Origin of the sequence: Micromonospora sp. WMMD714 (assembly GCF_029581315.1) — a bacterium.
Lineage (GTDB): Bacteria > Actinomycetota > Actinomycetes > Mycobacteriales > Micromonosporaceae > Micromonospora > Micromonospora rifamycinica.
Genome location: NZ_CP120744.1, coordinates 2,782,178 through 2,801,123 on the forward strand (window position 1 = coordinate 2,782,178; position 18,946 = coordinate 2,801,123).

Annotated in this window: 19 protein-coding genes; 13 read left to right on the forward strand and 6 right to left on the reverse strand. The window is 72.4% G+C overall.

Features of this window, described 5'->3' with window-relative positions; translation table 11 throughout:
- Positions 1–80: 80 nt before the first annotated feature.
- Positions 81–1,274 (reverse strand): coenzyme F420-0:L-glutamate ligase, encoded by a 1,194-nt coding sequence (locus O7625_RS12480; RefSeq protein ID WP_282345996.1) that lies wholly within the window; start codon positions 1,272–1,274, stop codon positions 81–83.
- Complete coding sequence (gene cofD, locus O7625_RS12485; RefSeq protein WP_282345997.1) at positions 1,271–2,218, reverse strand: 2-phospho-L-lactate transferase; 948 nt, start codon at positions 2,216–2,218, stop codon at positions 1,271–1,273. The genes O7625_RS12480 and cofD overlap by 4 nt, the downstream gene beginning before the upstream one ends.
- Positions 2,219–2,316: 98 nt before the next feature.
- Here cofD and O7625_RS12490 point away from each other — a divergent pair, with 98 nt between their 5' ends.
- The 6 genes from O7625_RS12490 to O7625_RS12515 all read left to right on the forward strand — a co-directional run bounded on the left by O7625_RS12490 (position 2,317) and on the right by O7625_RS12515 (position 9,087).
- Positions 2,317–3,225: a hypothetical protein gene (locus tag O7625_RS12490; protein ID WP_282345998.1), complete on the forward strand. Its 909-nt coding sequence runs from the start codon at positions 2,317–2,319 to the stop codon at positions 3,223–3,225.
- A gap of 201 nt (positions 3,226–3,426) precedes the next feature.
- Positions 3,427–5,949: a bifunctional FO biosynthesis protein CofGH gene (locus tag O7625_RS12495; RefSeq protein WP_282345999.1), complete on the forward strand. Its 2,523-nt coding sequence runs from the start codon at positions 3,427–3,429 to the stop codon at positions 5,947–5,949.
- Positions 5,950–6,075: 126 nt separating this feature from the next.
- Positions 6,076–6,354 (forward strand): hypothetical protein, encoded by a 279-nt coding sequence (locus tag O7625_RS12500; RefSeq protein WP_067315160.1) that lies wholly within the window; start codon positions 6,076–6,078, stop codon positions 6,352–6,354.
- A gap of 235 nt (positions 6,355–6,589) precedes the next feature.
- Positions 6,590–7,987, forward strand: a complete 1,398-nt coding sequence (locus O7625_RS12505) for a DUF4331 domain-containing protein (protein WP_282346000.1) — start codon at positions 6,590–6,592, stop codon at positions 7,985–7,987.
- Positions 7,988–8,003: 16 nt separating this feature from the next.
- Positions 8,004–8,354, forward strand: coding sequence for a phospholipase (locus O7625_RS12510; RefSeq protein WP_282346001.1), 351 nt, complete (start codon positions 8,004–8,006; stop codon positions 8,352–8,354).
- A gap of 475 nt (positions 8,355–8,829) precedes the next feature.
- On the forward strand, positions 8,830–9,087 hold the full coding sequence (locus tag O7625_RS12515) for a WhiB family transcriptional regulator (protein WP_007455784.1): 258 nt from the start codon (positions 8,830–8,832) through the stop codon (positions 9,085–9,087).
- 193 nt (positions 9,088–9,280) lie between these two features.
- Here O7625_RS12515 and O7625_RS12520 read toward each other — a convergent pair whose 3' ends face one another.
- Positions 9,281–9,730, reverse strand: a complete 450-nt coding sequence (locus tag O7625_RS12520) for a metallopeptidase family protein (protein WP_067315158.1) — start codon at positions 9,728–9,730, stop codon at positions 9,281–9,283.
- 154 nt (positions 9,731–9,884) lie between these two features.
- Between O7625_RS12520 and O7625_RS12525 the strand changes: the two genes are divergently transcribed.
- Positions 9,885–10,262, forward strand: coding sequence for a DUF3499 domain-containing protein (locus O7625_RS12525; protein WP_282346002.1), 378 nt, complete (start codon positions 9,885–9,887; stop codon positions 10,260–10,262).
- 288 nt (positions 10,263–10,550) lie between these two features.
- Here O7625_RS12525 and O7625_RS12530 read toward each other — a convergent pair whose 3' ends face one another.
- Positions 10,551–11,927 (reverse strand): FAD-dependent oxidoreductase, encoded by a 1,377-nt coding sequence (locus tag O7625_RS12530; RefSeq protein WP_282346003.1) that lies wholly within the window; start codon positions 11,925–11,927, stop codon positions 10,551–10,553.
- A 126-nt stretch (positions 11,928–12,053) separates the two neighbouring features.
- Complete coding sequence (locus O7625_RS12535; RefSeq protein ID WP_282346004.1) at positions 12,054–13,400, reverse strand: aspartate aminotransferase family protein; 1,347 nt, start codon at positions 13,398–13,400, stop codon at positions 12,054–12,056.
- A gap of 406 nt (positions 13,401–13,806) precedes the next feature.
- On the opposite strand from O7625_RS12535, the gene O7625_RS12540 reads away from it, so the two are divergent.
- Genes O7625_RS12540 through O7625_RS12550 form a run of 3 tightly spaced genes read left to right on the forward strand, consistent with a single transcriptional unit; the run spans position 13,807 to position 14,938 of the window.
- On the forward strand, positions 13,807–14,574 hold the full coding sequence (locus O7625_RS12540; RefSeq protein ID WP_282346005.1) for a helix-turn-helix transcriptional regulator: 768 nt from the start codon (positions 13,807–13,809) through the stop codon (positions 14,572–14,574).
- Positions 14,565–14,747, forward strand: coding sequence for a DUF397 domain-containing protein (locus O7625_RS12545; RefSeq protein ID WP_282346006.1), 183 nt, complete (start codon positions 14,565–14,567; stop codon positions 14,745–14,747). The genes O7625_RS12540 and O7625_RS12545 overlap by 10 nt, the downstream gene beginning before the upstream one ends.
- Before the next feature lie 11 nt (positions 14,748–14,758).
- On the forward strand, positions 14,759–14,938 hold the full coding sequence (locus tag O7625_RS12550; protein ID WP_282346007.1) for a DUF397 domain-containing protein: 180 nt from the start codon (positions 14,759–14,761) through the stop codon (positions 14,936–14,938).
- 30 nt (positions 14,939–14,968) lie between these two features.
- On the opposite strand, the gene O7625_RS12555 is transcribed toward O7625_RS12550, so the two are convergent.
- Positions 14,969–15,481, reverse strand: a complete 513-nt coding sequence (locus tag O7625_RS12555; protein ID WP_282346008.1) for an Lrp/AsnC family transcriptional regulator — start codon at positions 15,479–15,481, stop codon at positions 14,969–14,971.
- Between the two features lie 208 nt (positions 15,482–15,689).
- On the opposite strand from O7625_RS12555, the gene O7625_RS12560 reads away from it, so the two are divergent.
- Genes O7625_RS12560 through O7625_RS12570 form a run of 3 tightly spaced genes read left to right on the forward strand, consistent with a single transcriptional unit; the run spans position 15,690 to position 18,939 of the window.
- Entirely contained in the window at positions 15,690–16,874 is a 1,185-nt protein-coding gene (locus tag O7625_RS12560) for a spermidine/putrescine ABC transporter substrate-binding protein (protein WP_282346009.1), read from the forward strand.
- Between the two features lie 5 nt (positions 16,875–16,879).
- Positions 16,880–18,031: an ABC transporter ATP-binding protein gene (locus tag O7625_RS12565; RefSeq protein WP_282346010.1), complete on the forward strand. Its 1,152-nt coding sequence runs from the start codon at positions 16,880–16,882 to the stop codon at positions 18,029–18,031.
- Positions 18,028–18,939, forward strand: a complete 912-nt coding sequence (locus O7625_RS12570) for an ABC transporter permease (protein WP_282346012.1) — start codon at positions 18,028–18,030, stop codon at positions 18,937–18,939. Before O7625_RS12565 ends, O7625_RS12570 begins: the two co-directional genes overlap by 4 nt.
- The last annotated feature ends 7 nt before the right edge of the window (positions 18,940–18,946 follow it).

The window sequence follows — 18,946 nt, forward strand, 5'->3', positions numbered from 1 at the left end:
GCGGCGGGCGGCGCAACGTCACGGATGCGGTGGTGTCCAGCCGCGCGGAAGCCGCCGCCCCGGCACCATGACCGGTCGACTCAGAGGGCCAGGCAGGCGCTGGCGATGCTGCCCGTCGGCGGTGGCAGCAGCGCGGATCCGATCCCCTCGGCGGCCAGCGCGATCCGCAGCCGGTGCAGGTCGGCGCCGAAACGCACCAGGTCGGGCTGGTCGACGGGGGTGGGCGCCGCGCCGAGCACCAGGCCGGTCGCCCCGGCCGGCCAGCCGTCGACGGTCGCCGCCAGACCGACGCGTACCTCGTCGTCGGTGACCGGGGTGAAGCTGGTGCCGGGGGCCACCACCCTGGCCACCGCGGCGATGGCCCGGTCGACGGCGGCCGGGTCGACCGGTGCCGCGCCGGGGCCGTCGGCGAGCGTCGCGGCGGCCCGCAGCCCGGCCGCCGTCGCCTCGGCGGTGCCGAGCGAGAACAGGTCCAGCGCGCTCTCCCGCACCAGGGCGGCGGCCCCGACCCCGTCGTCGACCAGCCGGACCGCCGGCCGGTCGTCCCGGCCGCTGCCCTCGGTCGGCCGGTGGGCCAGGCCGTTGCCCTCGGTCGGCGGGTGGGCCGGGCCACCGTCGGTCGGTGGTGACGTCGCCGGCAGGTAGCCACGGACCACCGCCACCGGCACCTGGTCGCACTTGCCCTTGATCAGCTCACCCGCGCCGGCCAGCTCGTCGACCACCGCCATCTGGGTCAGCTGCAGCTCGTTGCCGTACGGGTCGACCTCGCCCCGGTGGTCCCGGATCGCGGGCATCCCGGCGACCCCGAGCGCCACGTCGGTCAGCCCGTTGCGCCACGGCCGACCCATCGTGTCGCTGATGATCACCGCGACGTCGATCCGGTAGCGGTCCCGCAGCGCGGCGCGCAGCGACCGGGCCGACGCGTCCGGGTCCACCGGGAGCAGCACCAGCCGGGTCTTGTCGACGTTGGACGCGTCGATCCCGGCGGAGGCCATCACGAAGCCGTGGTGGGTCTGCACGATCCGGGTCTGCCCCCGGGTCGCCACCACCCGGGCGGTCTCGGCGGCCAGCACCTCGTCCCTCGCGGCGAGCCGCTCCGGCCCGTCGGCCGGCACGTCCACCAGCCGGCCCTCCGCCTTCGACACGATCTTGCTGGTCACCACCAGCACGTCGCCGTCCCGCAGCCACGGCGCGGCCGTGCCGATCAGCACCGCCAGGTCGTCGCCCTCGGTCACGTCGCCGATGCCCGGCACCGGCAGGATCTCCAGTCTCACACCAGCTCCATCGCGGCCCGCACCATCGCCGTCGTCGCCGCCTCGTCGGTCATCCGCAGCGGAACCGCCCGGACCGTCACCCCGGGTACCGCCACGCCGTCGTCCTCCGGGGCGACCAGCCAGCCGTCGAGCAGGCCGCCCTCGCTGCGCCCGCCGTAGAGCCGGCCGACCCCGGCCGCGCTGCACTCCACATCGAGGACCTCCAGGCAGCGGTCGGCCATCCCGCGTACCGGTGCACCGCCGATGATCGGCGACACCCCGACGACCGGGGCCGGGCCGGTGGCCACCGCGTCGCGCAGCCCGGGCACCGCCAGCACCGGGGCGATGCTCACCACCGGGTTGCTCGGCGCGACCAGCACCACGTCGGCGGCGGCGAGCGCCTCGGTCACCCCGGGGGCCGGCTTGGCGCTGTCCGCGCCGACGAAGACGAACCGGTCGGTGGGCACACCCGCCCGGTACCGGATCCACCACTCCTGGAAGTGGATGGCCCGCCGCTCGCCGTCCAGGTCGACCACCGCGTGCGTCTCCAGCCGGTCGTCGGTCGCCGGCAGCAGCCGTACGCCGGGCTGCCAGCGGGCGGCCAGCGCCTCGGTGACCCGCGACAGCGGATAACCGGCAGTGATCATGGTGGTACGCACCAGGTGGGTGGCGACGTCCTTGTCACCGAGGTTGAACCAGCCCGGCTCGGCTCCGTACGCGGCCAGCTCCTGCCGGATCGTCCAGCTCTCGCCGGCCCGCCCCCACCCGCGTTCCGGGTCGGCACCCCCGCCCAGGGTGTACAGGACGCTGTCCAGGTCGGGGCAGACCTTGAGGCCGTGCAGGTAGAGGTCGTCGCCGACGTTGACCACGGCGGTCACCTCGGCACCCACCTCGCGGGCGTACGCCCGGACGCCGAGCAGGAATCGGGCACCCCCGATCCCGCCGGTCAGAACCACGATGTGCATGTCCCCCATCCTCCCGTACGGGAGGCGTACCGCCGGTGGGTGGCCCGAGAGACTAGGCTCACGTCGGCATCTGTCCGTTTCGCCCCGAGGGAGAGTTCGTGACCAGCCCCGCCGAGCCCGCGTCGCACGACGCGTCGCAGGCCCGCCAGATCACCGCACCCCTGCGCGAACTCGCCGCGCTCGTCCTGCTCGGCGCGAACGCCGTGCTGCTCTTCGTCGGGTTCGTCCGGCTGCTCGTGCCGACATCGGACTACAGCACCTTCTCGGGGCGGGCGGGGAGCGAGTTCTTCGCCTTCGTCGGTGTCGAGTCGACGGTGCTGCCGCTGCTGGCCGTGCTGCTGGTCACCCATCTTTCGCCGGTGTCCGGCCGGGCGAAGCAGTTCACCCAGCTCGCCCTCGGCGAGTACGCCTTCGCCGCGCTGTTCGGCGTGCTGACCTTCCTGATCTGGCTGGTCGGCCGGCTGGCCGAGGCGGAGGTGCTGGACGCCCTGCTCGGCATGCTGACCCGGGCGGCCTGGCTGGCGATCTTCGGGCTGGCGGCGTACGTGGTGTTCCGGATCTGGCGCACCCTCTACCACGTGCCGAAGCCGCAGCTCCAGCCCGGTGTCTACGGTCAGCCGCAGCCGGGCTGGCCGCAGCAGGGCGGCTACCCCGGCCACCCCACCCCGGGCCAGCCCGGCGCCGGGCAGTACGGCCAGCCCGGCTTCGCCCCGCCCCCGCAGTCCGGCCCGCCGTTCGGTGCTCCGCAGTCCGCGCCGCCGTTCGGTGCGCCGCAGTCCGGGTCGACGGGCGGTGTCCCGCCGCAGCCGGCCCCGCCGTTCGGCGCTCCGCAGTCCGCGCCGCCGGCCGGTGGGCCGCACAGCGCCCCGCCGTTCGGGCAGCCCCCGTCGGCCGACCCGACCCAGGCGATCCCGCGTCAGCCGGGCGAGCCGACCACCGGCACGGGCGACGCGGAGGCCGACCGCACCCAGCCCTTCCGGCGCGACGACCCGAACACCCCGCACTGAGCCCACCCCGGCCCGGCCGGTCGACGCTGCGGCGCGACCGGCCGGGCCGTGGCGGTGGTGCCGGACCCCGGCCGGGCCGGGCCGGTGGTGCCGGAGCCTGCCCGGGGCGGAGGCCCGGGTCGCCGGTGCCGGGCCGGGGATGATGTCACACCCGGGTCGCGTACCTGCCGGACCGTCCAGGTCAGCGCCTAGGCTGGGCGGATGGTTGACCGCACCGATCCCGGCCCGACCCCGGCGACCGTGCGCCGGGCGCTGCGCCGGGCCGCCACCGGGCGTGCCCTCGACGTCGACGAGGCCGCCGCGCTGCTGGCCGCCCGGGGCGGCGAACTGGACGAGCTGCTCCGCATCGCCGGGGAGGTCCGGGACGCCGGGTTACGCGACGCCGGCCGACCGGGCGTGGTGACGTACTCGAAGAAGGTCTTCATCCCGTTGACCCGGCTCTGCCGGGACCGGTGCCACTACTGCACCTTCGCCACCGTGCCGCACCGGCTGCCGGCGGCCTTCCTGGAGACCGACGAGGTGCTGGTGATCGCCCGGCAGGGCGCGGCGCTGGGCTGCAAGGAAGCCCTGTTCACCCTGGGTGACCGGCCGGAGGAGCGCTGGCCGGCGGCCCGCTCCTGGCTCGACGAGCGGGGCTACGACTCCACAGTGGACTACCTGCGGGCCTGCGCGGTGGCGGTGCTGGAGGAGACCGGCCTGCTGCCGCACCTCAACCCGGGGGTGCTCTCCTGGTCGGAGCTGCAACGGCTCAAGCCGGTCGCGCCGAGCATGGGGATGATGCTGGAGACCACCGCCACCCGGCTCTGGTCGGAGCCGGGCGGCCCGCACTTCGGCTCCCCGGACAAGGAGCCGGCGGTCCGGCTGCGGGTCCTCGACGACGCCGGCCGGGTCGGGGTGCCGTTCACCACCGGCATCCTGATCGGCATCGGTGAGACGCCGGCCGAGCGGGTCGACGCGATCTTCGCGATCCGTCGCTCGCACCGGGAGTACGGCCACCTCCAGGAGGTGATCGTGCAGAACTTCCGCGCCAAGCCGGACACCGCGATGGGCGGCCTGCCCGACGCCGAGCTGCACGACCTGGCGGCCACCGTGGCGGTGGCCCGGCTGCTGCTCGGCCCGAAGGCCCGGATCCAGGCCCCGCCCAACCTGATCGAGGACGAGTACGACCTGCTGCTGCGGGCCGGCATCGACGACTGGGGCGGGGTGTCCCCGCTCACCCCCGACCACGTCAACCCGGAACGGCCGTGGCCGCAGCTCGACGAGCTGGCCCGGCAGACCGAGAAGTCCGGCTTCACCCTGCGCGAGCGGCTGACGGTCTATCCGGAGTACGTCCGGGCGGGCGACCCCTGGCTCGACCCCCGGCTGCTGCCGCACGTCACGGCGCTCGCCGACCCGGCGACCGGGCTGGCGGTCGAGGCGGCCCGCCCGATGGGCCGCCCCTGGCAGGAGCCGGAGGAGGTCTTCGGCGGCGGCCGGGTCGACCTGCACGCCACCATCGACACGACCGGCCGCACCGACGACCGGCGGGGCGACTTCGACAGCGTCTACGGCGACTGGGCGGAGGTCGCCGGCAAGGTGAGCCCCGCCGCGTCGGGCGGACCGGTGCCGGTCGGCGACGGCGACCTGCGGGCGGGGCTGCGGCTGGCGGCCGACGACCCGGCGGCGTTGCTGGAGCCCCGGCACGCCGGGGCGGCGCTGGCGCTGTTCGGCGCGGACGGCCCGGCCCTGGAGGAGCTGTGCCGGCTCGCCGACGACGTGCGTCGGGACACCGTCGGCGACGACGTGACCTACGTGGTCAACCGCAACATCAACTTCAGCAACGTCTGCTACGTGGGCTGCCGGTTCTGCGCGTTCGCCCAGCGGGAGCGGGACGCCGACGCGTTCCGGCTGTCGGTGGAGCAGGTGGCCGACCGCGCCGAGGAGGCGTGGGCGGCCGGCGCCGGCGAGGTCTGCCTCCAGGGCGGCATCGACCCGCAGCTGCCGGTGACCGGTTACGCCGACATCGTCCGGGCGATCAAGGCCCGGGTGCCCGGGATGCACGTGCACGCGTTCTCCCCGATGGAGATCGTCACCGCCGCCGCCAAGGCGGGCGTGCCGGTGCGGGACTGGCTGTCGATGCTGCGTGAAGCCGGCCTGGACACCATCCCCGGCACCGCCGCCGAGATCCTCGACGACGACGTGCGCTGGGTGCTCACCAAGGGCAAACTACCGGCCGCCGCCTGGGTCGAGGTGGTCTCGACCGCCCACGAACTGGGCATCCGGTCCAGCTCCACGATGATGTACGGGCACGTCGACCACCCCGGGCAGTGGCTGGCGCACTTCCGGGTGCTGGCCGGGGTGCAGGACCGCACGGGTGGGTTCACCGAGTTCGTGGCCCTGCCGTTCGTGCACACCAACGCGCCGATCTACCTGGCCGGCATCGCCCGGCCCGGCCCGACCTGGCGGGAGAACCGGGTGGTGCACGCGATGGCCCGGCTGCTGCTGCACGGGCGGATCGACAACATCCAGTGTTCCTGGGTGAAGCTCGGCGACGAGGGCACCGTGGCGATGCTCCGGGGCGGCTGCAACGACCTGGGCGGCACCCTGATGGAGGAGACCATCTCCCGGATGGCGGGTTCGGGCAACGGATCGGCGCGTACCGAGGAGCAGTTGCGGGCGATCGCCGCCGCCGCCGGACGGCCGGCGCGCAAGCGGACGACCGCGTACGGTCATCCGTCGCGATGACATCGAACCTTTCGCGCGTGCGGGCCGTACCAGTGTTCGCCGGTGGCGGTTGAGGCGAGGGCCGCCGCCGGCGACCTCGCGCTCCACACCGCGGGCGCTCACGCGCCGCCGGAGGAAAGGTTCCCCATGACGAGCGAAGTGCGGAAGCGTTCCTGGCCGCGACTGACCCGCCGCCAGACACTGACCGCGGCGGCGAGCGCCACGCTGGGCGCGGCTGCCCTGACGGTGACCGGCGTGTCGGTGGCGCAGAACTCCCCGTCGACCACGAGCGCGGAGGGGCCGATCGTGGTCCACCTGCGCGACGCCAACTCCGGGACGTTGGACGTCTTCGTCGGCACGTCTCGGATCGAGGTGCGCGACCGGGGGCTGGCGGACCGGCTGCGCCGTGCCGCCGGTCGGAGCTGACCCGCCCGCTGCCACCAGGCGGCGTCGGCCACCGCCCGCGACGGGTGGTGCCGAGCCGTCCATCCGCACCGGGCGGCGCTGAGCCACCGATCGGCACCGGGCGGCGCTGAGCTGCCCGTCACCGCCGGGCGGGTCGACCCGTCCGCGTCGCTTCCCCTTCACCGCCAGGCGCAGGCTCTCGGCGCCCGGTTCGTCATGCCCTGATTCCTCATGATTCCGCAAAGGCTGGTCCGCCATGTCGTCCCACCGCGAAGCGCCGGAAATAAGCAAGGACCCGGTCGCCGACAGCTCCGACCTGTACGCCTTCGTCAGCCCCGACCGGCCCGACTCGGTGACGCTGATCGCCAACTACGTGCCGTTGCAGCTCCCCGCGAGCGGCCCGAACTTCTTCGAGTTCGGCGACGACGTGCGGTACGAGATCCATATCGACAACGACGGTGACGGCCACCCCGACGTGACCTACCGGTTCGAATTCCGTACCGAGATCACGAACCAGAACAGTTTTCTCTACAACACCGGGCCGATCGAGTCGCTGGACAGCAAGAACTGGAACCGGCGGCAGTTCTACCGGCTGACCCGGATCACCGACGGCAAGGAGCACGTGCTGGCGCACAAGCTGCCCTGCCCGCCGTGCAACGTCGGGCCGCTGTCCATCCCGAAGTACAACGACCTGGTCCGGCAGGCGACGTTCAAGCTGTCGACGGGGGAGAAGGTGTTCGCCGGGCAGCGCGCGGACGGCTTCTTCGTCGACCTGGGCGCGATCTTCGACCTGGGTACGCTGCGGCCGTTCCAGCAGTTGCACGTGGCCGGCAAGAAGCTGTTCAAGACCGAGGGCGAGCCGGTCAACGCGGTGGACCGGATGAACGTGCACAGCATCGCGGTGCAGGTGCCGCTGAGCAAGGTGCGCCGCAAGGCCAACCGGTACGGCGCGGGCGACCGGGCCTCGACCATCGGGGTGTGGACGACCGCCTCCCGCCAGCAGGTGCGGGTGCTCGGCGACAGGGTCGCCGCGGACTCCGCAGTCGGCCCGTGGACCCAGGTCTCCCGGCTGGGCAACCCGCTGTTCAACGAGGTCATCGTGCCGATGTCCAAGAAGGACCTGTGGAACACCCTGCCGCCGACCGAGGACAAGCGGTTCGCCCGGTTCGTCGAGCAGCCGGAGCTGGCGGCGCTGCTGCCGGTGCTCTACCCGGGTGTCTTCCCCAACCTGGACGCGCTGAACAAGTCCAAGAAGCCCCGGGCCGACCTGCTCGCCATCCTGCTCACCGGGATCCCGTCCGGGCTGATCGACGGCTTCACCAACCTCACCGGCGAGCTGCAGGCCGACATGCTGCGGCTGAACACCGCGATCAAGCCGAGCAGCAAGCCGAACCAGTTCGGTCTGCTCGGGGGCGACCTGGCCGGCTTCCCCAACGGTCGCCGGGTGGTCGACGACGTGGTGAGCATCGCGCTGCGGGCGGTGGCCGGGGTGACCGTGCCGCTGGTCGACAAGAAGTTCAAGCCGGATGCGGCGGCCGGCGCGGTGACCCCCGGGTTGAGCGCGGCCGACGTGACCGCGCCGTTCCTGCGGGACTTCCCCTTCCTCGGTACGCCGTACGACGGGTTCAACAACCCGGCCGCGGCGAACTCCTGACCGGACGGAGAGCGGCATGAGCGGACACCACCACCATCACCATCAGTACGGGCCGACGGAGAGCGGTACGGTGATGCTCGACATCGGCGGCGAGACCGGCGCACTGATCATCTACACCGGACGTGACCTGCACGGCCGGGAGATCGAGATCAGCCGGGTCGACCAGGACGCCGTGGTGCGTACGCACTCGGCGGTGCGGGAGCGGATCGTCCGCGACGGGGTGTTCCACAGTGCCGTCTACCCGGATCTGGCGGCGGGCCTGTATACCGTCTGGTGGGACGAGGAGACGTCCGCCGGGACGATCTCCGTCACCGGTGGGGCGATTGCCGAATTCGTCTGGCCGAGCAGCCCACCACGGTCGGCCTGAGCCCCGCGACAGTTCGTCCACCCGAGCGCCCCGTCCACAATGTGGACGGGGCGCTGTCGGCATTCCCGGCTCGGCGGGCGGTCCGGAGCCAACCGCGTTACCCTGTCCCCCACCATGCTCATGATCTTGGCGGGTCGGCCGTCCAACGTGCCCGTCGACGTGCTCCGGCGGCCGCCGGGGCGGCGACGCCACAGGAGAAATCTGGGGCAACTCGCCGGAGGGGGCGTTACTCGCCCGGGGGCTGAATCGATAGGGCAGGTTGCGAGGGCCGGATGGTCCGGGTGACCGTCCGGTGGCGTGTCGGGAGGGCGACTCCATTATCAAGTCCGGCTTGACGGCGCACGCATTACACGCGTGTAATTTCGATGGGGTTGTTCGCGCGGAACGCAACAAATAGGGACCGGACGGACAAGCACGCCTTTCGCGTGGGGGGTTGCAGCGGCGGTGACGTCGGTGCGCGACAAGGAGGCATCTGATGGACGGCCAGCTTGAGGTGGCCGACCTGCTCGGAAACGCGCCGGAGTGGCAGGAGCGGGCACTGTGCTCGCAGACCGACCCGGAAGCGTTCTTCCCCGAGAAGGGCGGCTCGACCCGCGAGGCGAAACGGATCTGTTCGCGGTGCGAGGTCAAGACGGAATGCCTCGAATACGCTCTCGGGCACGACGAGCGGTTCGGGATCTGGGGTGGGCTCTCCGAGCGGGAGCGGCGCAAGCTCAAGCGGCGGGCCGCCTGAGCTGAGGGGCCGAGCCGGGGCGGTGGGGGCCGCCCGGCTCACGCCCGACGGGTCACGGGGGTGACCGACGTCAGGGCGGTGCGGCGGCCCGACCGCGGGGGCGGTCGGCCACCGGGCGGCGCACCGGGCCACGTGAGATGGCCCGGTGCCGGGTCCGGTGGGGTGGAGCCGACGACCAGAGGTCGGAAAGCGGTCAGGCCAGTTCGTCCGGGTCGACCCCGAGCAGGTTCGCCACCTGTTCGATGATCACGTCATGGACCAGGTCGGCGAGGTCCTCGCGGTCCATCGCGCGGAACTCCAACGGCCGCCGGTAGAGCACGATCCGGGGCGGCACCTCCTGCCGACCCGGCCGGCCTGGCAGCAGCCGGGCCAGCGGCACCTCGCCGTCCTCCAGCACGTCGGAGTCGTACACGTTCAGATCAGGCGGGACGTCCTCGACGGCGAACTCGACCCCGGCCAGCTCCGTGGCGAACCGGCGCTCCAGCGTCTCCACGGTGTCCAGCACCAGGTCGTCGAAGACCTCGGCCTTGGTCCGGGCCAGCGGCACGGTCGCCGGCACCAGCCGCCCGCGCAGGCCACGCCCGTGCCGGTCACGGTGGTTGCGCCGGCCGGCGCCGGGGCGGCGGTGTTCCGGACTCGTCATGAGGCAAAGGGTAGCCCGCAGCCCCGACCGGCCCACCACGGCGCGCGTCGACAGGCGTGGCGGGAGCACCAGGTGCGAATTGTGATCACCGTGATGGGCGTGTCGCAAAGCGAACCGGTGCGCCGGACCCGGTAATGGGGATACCCTGCCGCACGTGAGGTCACCACGGCGCTGCTCCCGTAACGGCTGCCCCCGGCAAGCGGTCGCCACATTGACCTATGTCTACAACGAGTCGACCGCTGTCGTGGGGCCGTTGGCGGCATTCGCCGAGCCGCACACGTACGACCTGTGTGAGCAGCACGCCCGGAGCCTGACCGCCCCCCGGGGCTGGGACGTCGTGCGGCACGAGGGCGAGTTCGAGCCCCCGCCGCCCACCACCGACGACCTGGTCGCCCTGGCCGAGGCCGTCCGCGAGGCGGCCCGCCCGGTCGCCCCCCGCCCACCCCAGGACGACCAGACGTCCCACCCCCAGAACCAGAACCCCCCCACCGGCCGCCGAGGCCACCTCCGCGTGATCCCCCCCAACCACTGAACCCCGCACCCCCCCCGCGATCCGCACCCGCCCCGCGCCCCGGCCCCGTGTGCCCGTGCGCGTCCGCGCGCGTCCGTGCTCCCGCGTCCGCGCTCCCGCGTCCGTTACCCCCTAGCCCGCCCCGGTGATCAAGAGGTTTGGGTCATCTTTGATCTTCAGCTTGACCCAAACCTCTTGATCACCGGCCTCACCGGGTCAGCGGCGTCAGCGGGGGCCGGCTGGTCACGGGCGTCAGCGGGGGTTGGCGGGGGTGGGAGGGAGCCGGGGAGGGGATCAGGGATCAGGGGTTCAGTGGCCCAGGAGGTGGGCGAAGGTGGTGGCGCGGCGGGCGGGGCGGCCGGTGCGGTGTTCGGCTCCGTCCGCCGAGGACATCACCCGCAGGCCGGCGTTGATCGCCAACCAGCGCAGCGGTTCCGGCTCCCAGCGGGGGGAGCGGTGGCCGACCCAGGGGAGGGCGGTCAGCTCCGACTCCACGCCCCGGATCAGGTCGGCCAGGGTACGGCCGGCGAGGTTGCTCGTCCCCACCCCGTCGCCGACGTAGCCGCCGGCCCAGCCCAACCCGGACGACCGGTCCAGTCCGACCGAGGCGGACCAGTCCCGGGCCACCCCGAGCGGGCCGCCCCAGGCCCGGGCGACCGGCACGTCCGGCCCGAGTACCGGGAAGAGTTCCCCCAGCGTACGGCGGAGTGCGGCGAAGACCCGTGGCTCCCGGTCGTGGTCGGGGGAGACCCGCGATCCGAAGTGGTACGGGGCACCGCGCCCGCCGAAGGCCAGCCTGCCGTCCCCCGTGCGCTGGCCGTACACGATGAGGTGCCGGTAGTCGGAGAAGGTCTCCCGGTCGGCCAGCCCGATCCGCTGCCAGGTGGCCTCGGACAGCGGTTCGGTGGCGACCATCAGCGAGTAGACCGGGACGACGGTCCGGCGGTGGCCGGGCAGCATCGGCGTGTACGCCTCGGTGGCCCGGACCACCACCGCCGCCCGTACCGTCCCGTGCGGGGTGACCGCCGCGCCGGGCCGGATCGCGGTGACCGGGGAGCGCTCGTACAGGGTCACCCCGTGCCGTCGCACCGCGCGGGCCAGGCCACGGACCAGCTTCGCCGGGTGCACGGCGGCGCAGTGTGGGGTGTACGTGCCACCGCGTACCCCCTCGGCGGCGCACCGGGCGGCGGCCCCGGCGGCGTCGAGCAGGACCAGGTCGTCGGGGTCGAGGCCGTGGTCGCGGGCCTCGTCGACGGCGGCGCGGGCCCGCCCGAGCTGGACGTCGGTACGGGCCAGCAGCACCGTCCCGCCGTGCTGCCAGTCGCAGTCGATCCCCTCGGTGGCGGCCACCCGGCCCACCTCGGTCACCGTGTCCCGCATGGCCCGTTGCATGGCCAGCGCCTGCGCTCGGCCGTGCCGGCGGGCCAGCGCCGGCAGCGAGGTGGGCAGCAGCGCCGAGCACCAGCCACCGTTGCGCCCGGACGCGCCGTACCCGGCGATCTCCGCCTCCAGCACGACGATCCGCAGCGTCGGATCGGCCACCGCGAGGTAGTACGCCGTCCACAGCCCGGTGTAGCCGGCACCGACGATCACCACGTCGGCGTCGGCGTCACCGGGCAGGGCCGGGAGCGGGGTCAACGGATCGTCCACCGTGGACAGCCAGTGGGACAGCTCCTGGTAGCGCATTGCGGGCTCCGCAGCAACGGCGCCGGCCGGGCCGGCGGGGCGGGAAGGGCCGGTCCGAGCGCCGCCGGTCCGGGCGAGCCGTCCCCCGGACCGGCGGCGGCCGGGGCGGTTACCGGCCGGGGGCGGTCACAGGCGGGACCATGCCTCGGTGAGTACGGCGCGCAGGATCTGCTCCATCTCGTCGAACTGTTCCTGCTCGGCGATCAGCGGCGGGGCGAGCTGGACCACCGGGTCGCCCCGGTCGTCGGCCCGGCAGTAGAGCCCGGCGGCGAAGAGCGCCGACGACAGGAAGCCGCGCAGCAGCCGCTCCGACTCGGCCTCGTCGAAGGTGGCCTTCGTCGTCTTGTCCTTGACCAGCTCGATGCCGTAGAAGTAGCCGTCGCCCCGGACGTCGCCGACGATCGGCAGGTCGGTGAGCTTCTCCAGGGTGGACCGGAAGGCGTCCTCGTTGGCCCGGACGTGGCCGATCAGGTCCTCCCGGGCGAACACCTCCAGGTTGGCCAGGGCCACCGCGCAGGAGACCGGGTGCCCGCCGAAGGTCACCCCGTGGGCGAACATGCCGGTCTCGGTGAGGAACGGCTCCATCAGCCGGTCGCTGGCGATCATCGCGCCGAGCGGGGCGTAGCCGGAGGTGATGCCCTTGGCGGTGGTGATGATGTCGGGCTGGTAGCCGTACCGGACGGCGCCGAAGTACTCGCCGAGCCGGCCCCACGAGCAGATCACCTCGTCGGAGACGAGCAGCACGTCGTACGCGTCGCAGATCTCGCGTACCCGCTGGAAGTAACCGGGCGGCGGCGGGAAGCAGCCGCCGGAGTTCTGCAACGGCTCCAGGAACACCGCCGCGACCGTGTCCGGCCCCTCCCGCTCGATGGCCCGGCGGATCTCGTCGGCGGCCCAGACGCCGAACGCCTCGGGCGAGTCGCCGTGCTCGGGAGCCCGGTAGAAGTTGGTGTTCGGCACCTTGATCCCGCCGGGCACCAACGGCTCGAAGTCCGTCTTGATGCCGGGCAGTCCGGTGATCGACAGGGCGCCCATCGAGGTGCCGTGATAGGCGAGGTACCGGCTGACCACCTTGTGCTTGGTGGGCCTGCCGGTGCGCTTGAAGTAGGCACGGGCGAGCTTCCACGCCGTCTCGACGGCCTCCGAGCCGCCGGTGGTGAAGAAGACCCGGTTCAGGTCGCCGGGCGTCAGCGAGGCGATCCGCTCGGCCAGCTCGACGGCCTTCGGGTGGGCGTACGACCAGAGCGGGAAGTACGCCAGCTCGCCGGCCTGCTTCGCGGCGGCCTCGGCCAGCTCGGTGCGCCCGTGCCCGGCGTTGACGACGAACAGCCCGGCGAGCCCGTCCAGGTAGCGGCGACCCTGCGCGTCCCAGACGTACGTGCCCTCACCGCGCACGATGGTGGGCACCTCGCCGGTGGCGTAGCTGGCCATCCGGGTGAAGTGCATCCAGAGGTGGTCGGTGGCGTCGGCCATGTCAGCCCCATCGGTCTCGGGCCGGTCAGGGGTGACACACCGGCCGCTCTGCCCACGGTTATCCCACAGTCCGGCCGCGAAATGCAAGCGTCATTCCGGTTGAGCGCGACGGAATCAGCGTGACCCCCGGCAGAACGCAACGGAATCCGTATGCCTGGCGAGCCGCCCGGCCGCCTCTCCTTCGGCCCGATTGCGGAAGGGCGTGGGGCGGCGGTCTGACGTCGAGCGACCGGACGGTGCCGGGTGGGGTGTCCGGTGCACTTCCGGGGCACTTCGCGGACCTTCCGGGGCACCTTGCGGACCCTTGGCACAGGTCCCGCGCCGACACGCCGATGACGGGCGGACGCCGACACGCACTGTCGTTATGGTGCGCCGGAGCGTGTCGGTCGGGCGAGAGGGGCTGCCGGTGAACGAGGTGCTTCGGGTGGCGATGGCGGAACGTGGGGAAACCGCGGAATCGCTGGCGCAGCGGGTGGGGGTGGATCCGAAGACGGCCGGGCGGTGGCTCAGCTCGGGGCGGGTGCCCCATCCGCGTACCCGGGTGGCGGTCGCCGGAATTCTCGGTCGGGAACCCGCCGAACTCTGGCCCGAGCCCTACCGTCGCCGCGACCTGCCCTGGTTCCGCCCGTGGGCAGAGCTGGAGCAGGACGCCACCTCGATCCGTTCGTACCAGTCACTGCTCGTGCCGGGCCTGCTCCAGACCGAGAGGTACGCCCGAGCGGTGTTGGGGACCGGTGGCCTGCTCCCGTCTGACGAGGTTGCGCAACTGGTGGGCGGACGGTTGGAGCGACAGGTCCTGCTCGACCGCGACCCTCCAGCCCAGTTGGTTTTCGTGATCGACGAGGCGGTGCTCCACCGACTGGTCGGCGATCGCGTGACCATGGCCGGACAGGTGGCCCACTTGGCGGCCGTCGCCGGGCGGGAACACGTGCAGGTGCGGGTGATTCCGCTCGGTGGCCCCTGGCACACCGGTCTGGCCGGGCCGTTCATGCTGGCGCGGCTGCTCGACGGCAGCGAGGTGGCCTATCTGGACAATCAACTCCGTGGCGAGATGGTGACCGAGAGCGCCGACGTTGCTAGCCTGGGCAGAAGGTGGGAGAGCGTGGCCGGCGAGGCGCTGCCCGCTCGTCGGTCGCACGAGCTGATCCGGGAAGCGGTGGAGACATGGACGTGATCGAGCCCCGCTGGCGGACCGCCAGCCGCAGCAGCAACAACGGTGGCGACTGTGTCGAGGTGGCGGACAATCTGTCCGGCCGGGTACTGGTGCGGGACAGCAAGGACCGGGTCGGCGGCACGCTGAGCTTCGCCCCCGAGGCCTGGCGTGCCTTCGTCGCCGCCCAGAAGTGAGTGCCGCTGCCGTGGACGTGATCGAGCCCCGCTGGCGCACGGCCACTCGGAGCAGCAGTAACGGCGGTGACTGTGTCGAGGTGGCGGACAATGTGCCGGGTCGGGTGCTGGTGCGGGACAGCAAGGACCGGGCTGGCGGCACGTTGAGCTTCAGCCCCGACGCCTGGCGGGCCTTCGTCGCCGCCCGCTGAGTGCCGGGGAGTGGGCCACGGTGGGTGGGCTCAGGCCGTACCCCAGGTGTAGGTCTGTTTGCGCAGCTTGAGATAGACGAACGCCTCGGTGGCGAGCACCCCGGGCACCGAGCGCAGCCGCTGCAGGATCTCCAGCAGGTGGGCGTCGTTGCGGCAGACCACCTCGGCGAGCAGGTCGAACGAGCCGGCGGTGATCACCACGTAGTCGATCTCGTCGAAGCCGGCCAGCCGGTCGGCGACGGCCTCCAGGTCGCCGTCGGTGCGTAGGCCGATCATGGCCTGCCGGGGGAAGCCGAGCTGGAGCGGGTCGGTCACCGCGACGATCTGCATCACCCCGGCGTCGAGCAGCCGCTGCACCCGCTGGCGGACGGCCGCCTCGGAGAGCCCGACCGCCTTGCCGATGGTCGCGTACGGCCGGCGGCCGTCCTCCTGGAGCTGCTCGATGATCTGTTTCGCCACGTCGTCCAACAGCGCGTGGCTGGCACCGTCGCGCACCGCGACGCGTCGGCCGCCGGTGCCGTTCTCCTGCTGTCGGATCGTCATCGACCGCTCCCCATGTCGGTTCCCCAGCCGAGCCTAGTGCTATGGCGCAGTCTGGCGTAATTCGTCGTCAGAGGTTATTGCGGCAACGGAATCCCTTGTGGGGCTGGTCACCTCATGTCAGGATCGGTCGTCTCAGGCACCCGACCCCTCCCGCCGGCGCCGCACCCCCGTCCCCGCCGCCGACGGACGACCCCCTAGGAGTCGTCACATGCGTACTCCCCTCCGGCCCCTCACCCGGCGTGGACTGCTCACCGGCACCCTCGGATCGGCCGCCCTGCTCACCGCGGGCGGCAGCCTCGCCGGCTGCGGCACGAAGGCCGCGACCCAGACCGAGGACGGCTGCAAGAGCGACGACCTGTCGGCCACGGAGAAGACCCTCGCCTTCTCCAACTGGCCGCAGTACATGGACGTGGACGAGAAGGACGCCGCGAAGCGCCCCAGCCTCGACGCGTTCGTGGCCGCCAACGGCATCAAGGTGACCTACACCGAGGACATCAACGACAACAACGAGTTCTTCGGCAAGGTGCAGAACCAACTGGCCGGCTGTCAGAGCACCGGGCGGGACATCATCGTCCTCACCGACTGGATGGCCGCCCGGATGATCCGGCTCGGCTGGATCCAGAAACTCGACCCGGCCAAGGTGCCGAACGTGGCGGCCAACCTGCTGTCGTCGCTGCGCGGGCGCTCCTTCGACCCGGAGGACCGGATCGCCGTGCCGTGGCAGTCCGGCCTCGCCGGGCTGGCCTACAACGGCAGCGTCACCGGGGAGCTCCGGACGGTCGACGAGCTGCTCACCCGTGCCGACCTCAAGGGCAAGGTGACCGCTCTGTCGGAGATGCGGGACACCATGGGCCTGCTGCTCTCCTCGAACGGGCACGACCCGGCGAAGTTCACCGCCGCGCAGTTCGACGACGCGCTCAACAAGCTGCGCAAGGCCGTCGAGTCCAAGCAGATCCGCCGGTTCACCGGCAACGACTACGCCCCCGACCTGGCCAAGGGGGACATCGCGGCGTGCATCGGCTGGTCCGGCGACGTGATCCAGTTGGCCGGCGACAACCCCAAGGTCAAGTTCGTCGCGCCGGACTCCGGGGTGATGCTGTTCAGCGACAACATGCTGGTGCCGAACAAGGCCACCCACCGGGCCAACGCCGAAGCGCTGATCGACTACTACTACCAGCCGGCGGTGGCCGCCAAGCTGGCCGCCTACGTCAACTACATCTGCCCGGTCAAGGGCGCGCAGGCCGAGATGGAGAAGATCGACCCGGAGCTGGCCGCCAACCCGCTGATCTTCCCGGACGACGCCCTGCTGGCGAAGTCGAAGGTCTTCATGGCCCTGGACGAGAAACAGGAGAAGGAGTACGAGTCGAAGTTCCAGCAGGTCATCGGGGCGTGACCGGGATGGCGAACGAGGCACCGGCCGGTGACCTGCGGCTGGCCCACCTGACCAAGCGGTTCGGCGTCTTCACCGCCGTCGACGACCTCAGCCTGACCGTCCCGCAGGGCTCCTTCTTCGCCCTGCTCGGGGCGTCCGGCTGTGGCAAGACGACCACCCTGCGGATGATCGCCGGGCTGGAGGAACCCACCGCGGGCCAGGTGCTCCTGGGCGACCGGGACATCGCCCGGCTGCGGCCGTACCAGCGGCCGGTCAACACGGTCTTCCAGAGCTACGCGCTCTTCCCGCACCTGGACATCGCCGAGAACGTGGCCTTCGGGCTGCGGCGGCGCGGCATCCGCAAGGTCGGCGACCAGGTCCGCCGGATGCTGTCGCTGGTCCAGCTCGACGGCTACGAACGGCGTCGCCCGGCCCAGCTCTCCGGCGGCCAGCAGCAGCGGGTCGCGCTGGCCCGCGCCCTGATCAACCACCCGCAGGTGCTGCTGCTCGACGAGCCGCTCGGCGCGCTCGACCTGAAGCTGCGCCGACGGATGCAGGTCGAGCTGAAGCGGATCCAGACCGAGGTCGGCATCACCTTCGTGCACGTCACCCACGACCAGGAGGAGGCCATGACGATGGCCGACACGGTCGCGGTGATGAACGCCGGCCGGATCGAACAGCTCGGCCCACCGGCCGAACTCTACGAGTACCCGGCCACCGCGTTCGTGGCGAACTTCCTCGGCCAGTCCAACCTGCTCGCCGCCGACGCCGCCGGCCCGGCCGGGTCCGAGGTGCCGGTCACCGCGCGCGGCGTGCGCTTCTCGGTGCCCGTCGACCGGGCCCGCACCGACCGGGGTCCGGTCTACCTTGGGGTACGTCCCGAGAAGCTGCACCTGGTCGACACCGCCGACCAGGTGCCCACCGGCCACCAGCACGTCGACGGGGTGGTCACCGACGCGTCGTACGTGGGGGTGAGCACCCAGTACCTGGTGCGGACCGGATGGGGCAGTGAACTGTCCGCGTTCACGGCGAACAGCGGTCTGGTCGGGCAGCGGCCGGTCGGCGCGTCAGTGGTGGCGCACTGGGATCCCCGGCACGCCTTCCTGCTGCCCCGTGAGCCGGGCCAGGACGACCGGACCACCCCGCTGCTCGGCGAGCCGGTCGGGGCACCGTCGTGACCGCACTGGCGCAGTTGGGCGGCGGGGCCCCGTCGGTCGCCTCGCCGCCACCGGCCCGGCCCGGCCGGCACCGGCTGCTGCCGTACCTGCTGCTGGTGCCGGGGGCGGCCTGGCTGCTGCTGTTCTTCGCCGTGCCACTGCTCCAGCTCGCCGCCGCCAGCCTCTACGACCCGGCCGGCTCGCTCTCCACCGGGTACGCGCTGACCTGGGCGTTCGGCAACTATCCGGAGGCGGTGCAGGCGTACTGGCCGCAGTTCGCCCGGTCGTTCGGCTACGCCGGGGCGGCGCTGCTGCTGGCGCTGCTGCTGGGCTACCCGCTGGCGTACGCGATCGCGCAGAAGGCCGGCCGGTGGAAGAACCTGCTGCTGGTCTGCGTGGTCGCCCCGATGTTCACCAGCTTCCTGGTACGCACCCTGGCCTGGAAGACCATCCTGTCGGACAATGGCGCGCTGGTCGGGCTGCTGCGGGACGTGCACCTGCTCGGCCCGGACGGGCGACTGCTCGCCACCCCGGTCGCGGTGGTGCTCGGGTTGACGTACAACTTCCTGCCGTTCCTGGTCCTGCCGTTGTACGCGAGCCTGGAGCGGCTCGACTACCGGCTGCTGGAGGCGGCCAGCGACCTGTACGCCAGCCCGCTGCACACCTTCCGGAAGGTCACCCTGCCGCTGTCGATGCCCGGACTGACCGCCGGCACCCTGCTCTTCTTCATCCCGGCGACCGGCGACTACATCAACGCCGAACTGCTCGGCACCCCCAACGAGTACATGATCGGCAACGTGATCGACTCGGCGTTCCTGGTCCGGTTGGACTACCCGCAGGGTGCCGCCCTGTCGTTCCTGCTGATGGCCGCGATCCTCGCGGTCGTCTTCGTCTACCTGCGCAGATCCGGCACGGAGGAGGTGCTGTGAGCGCGAG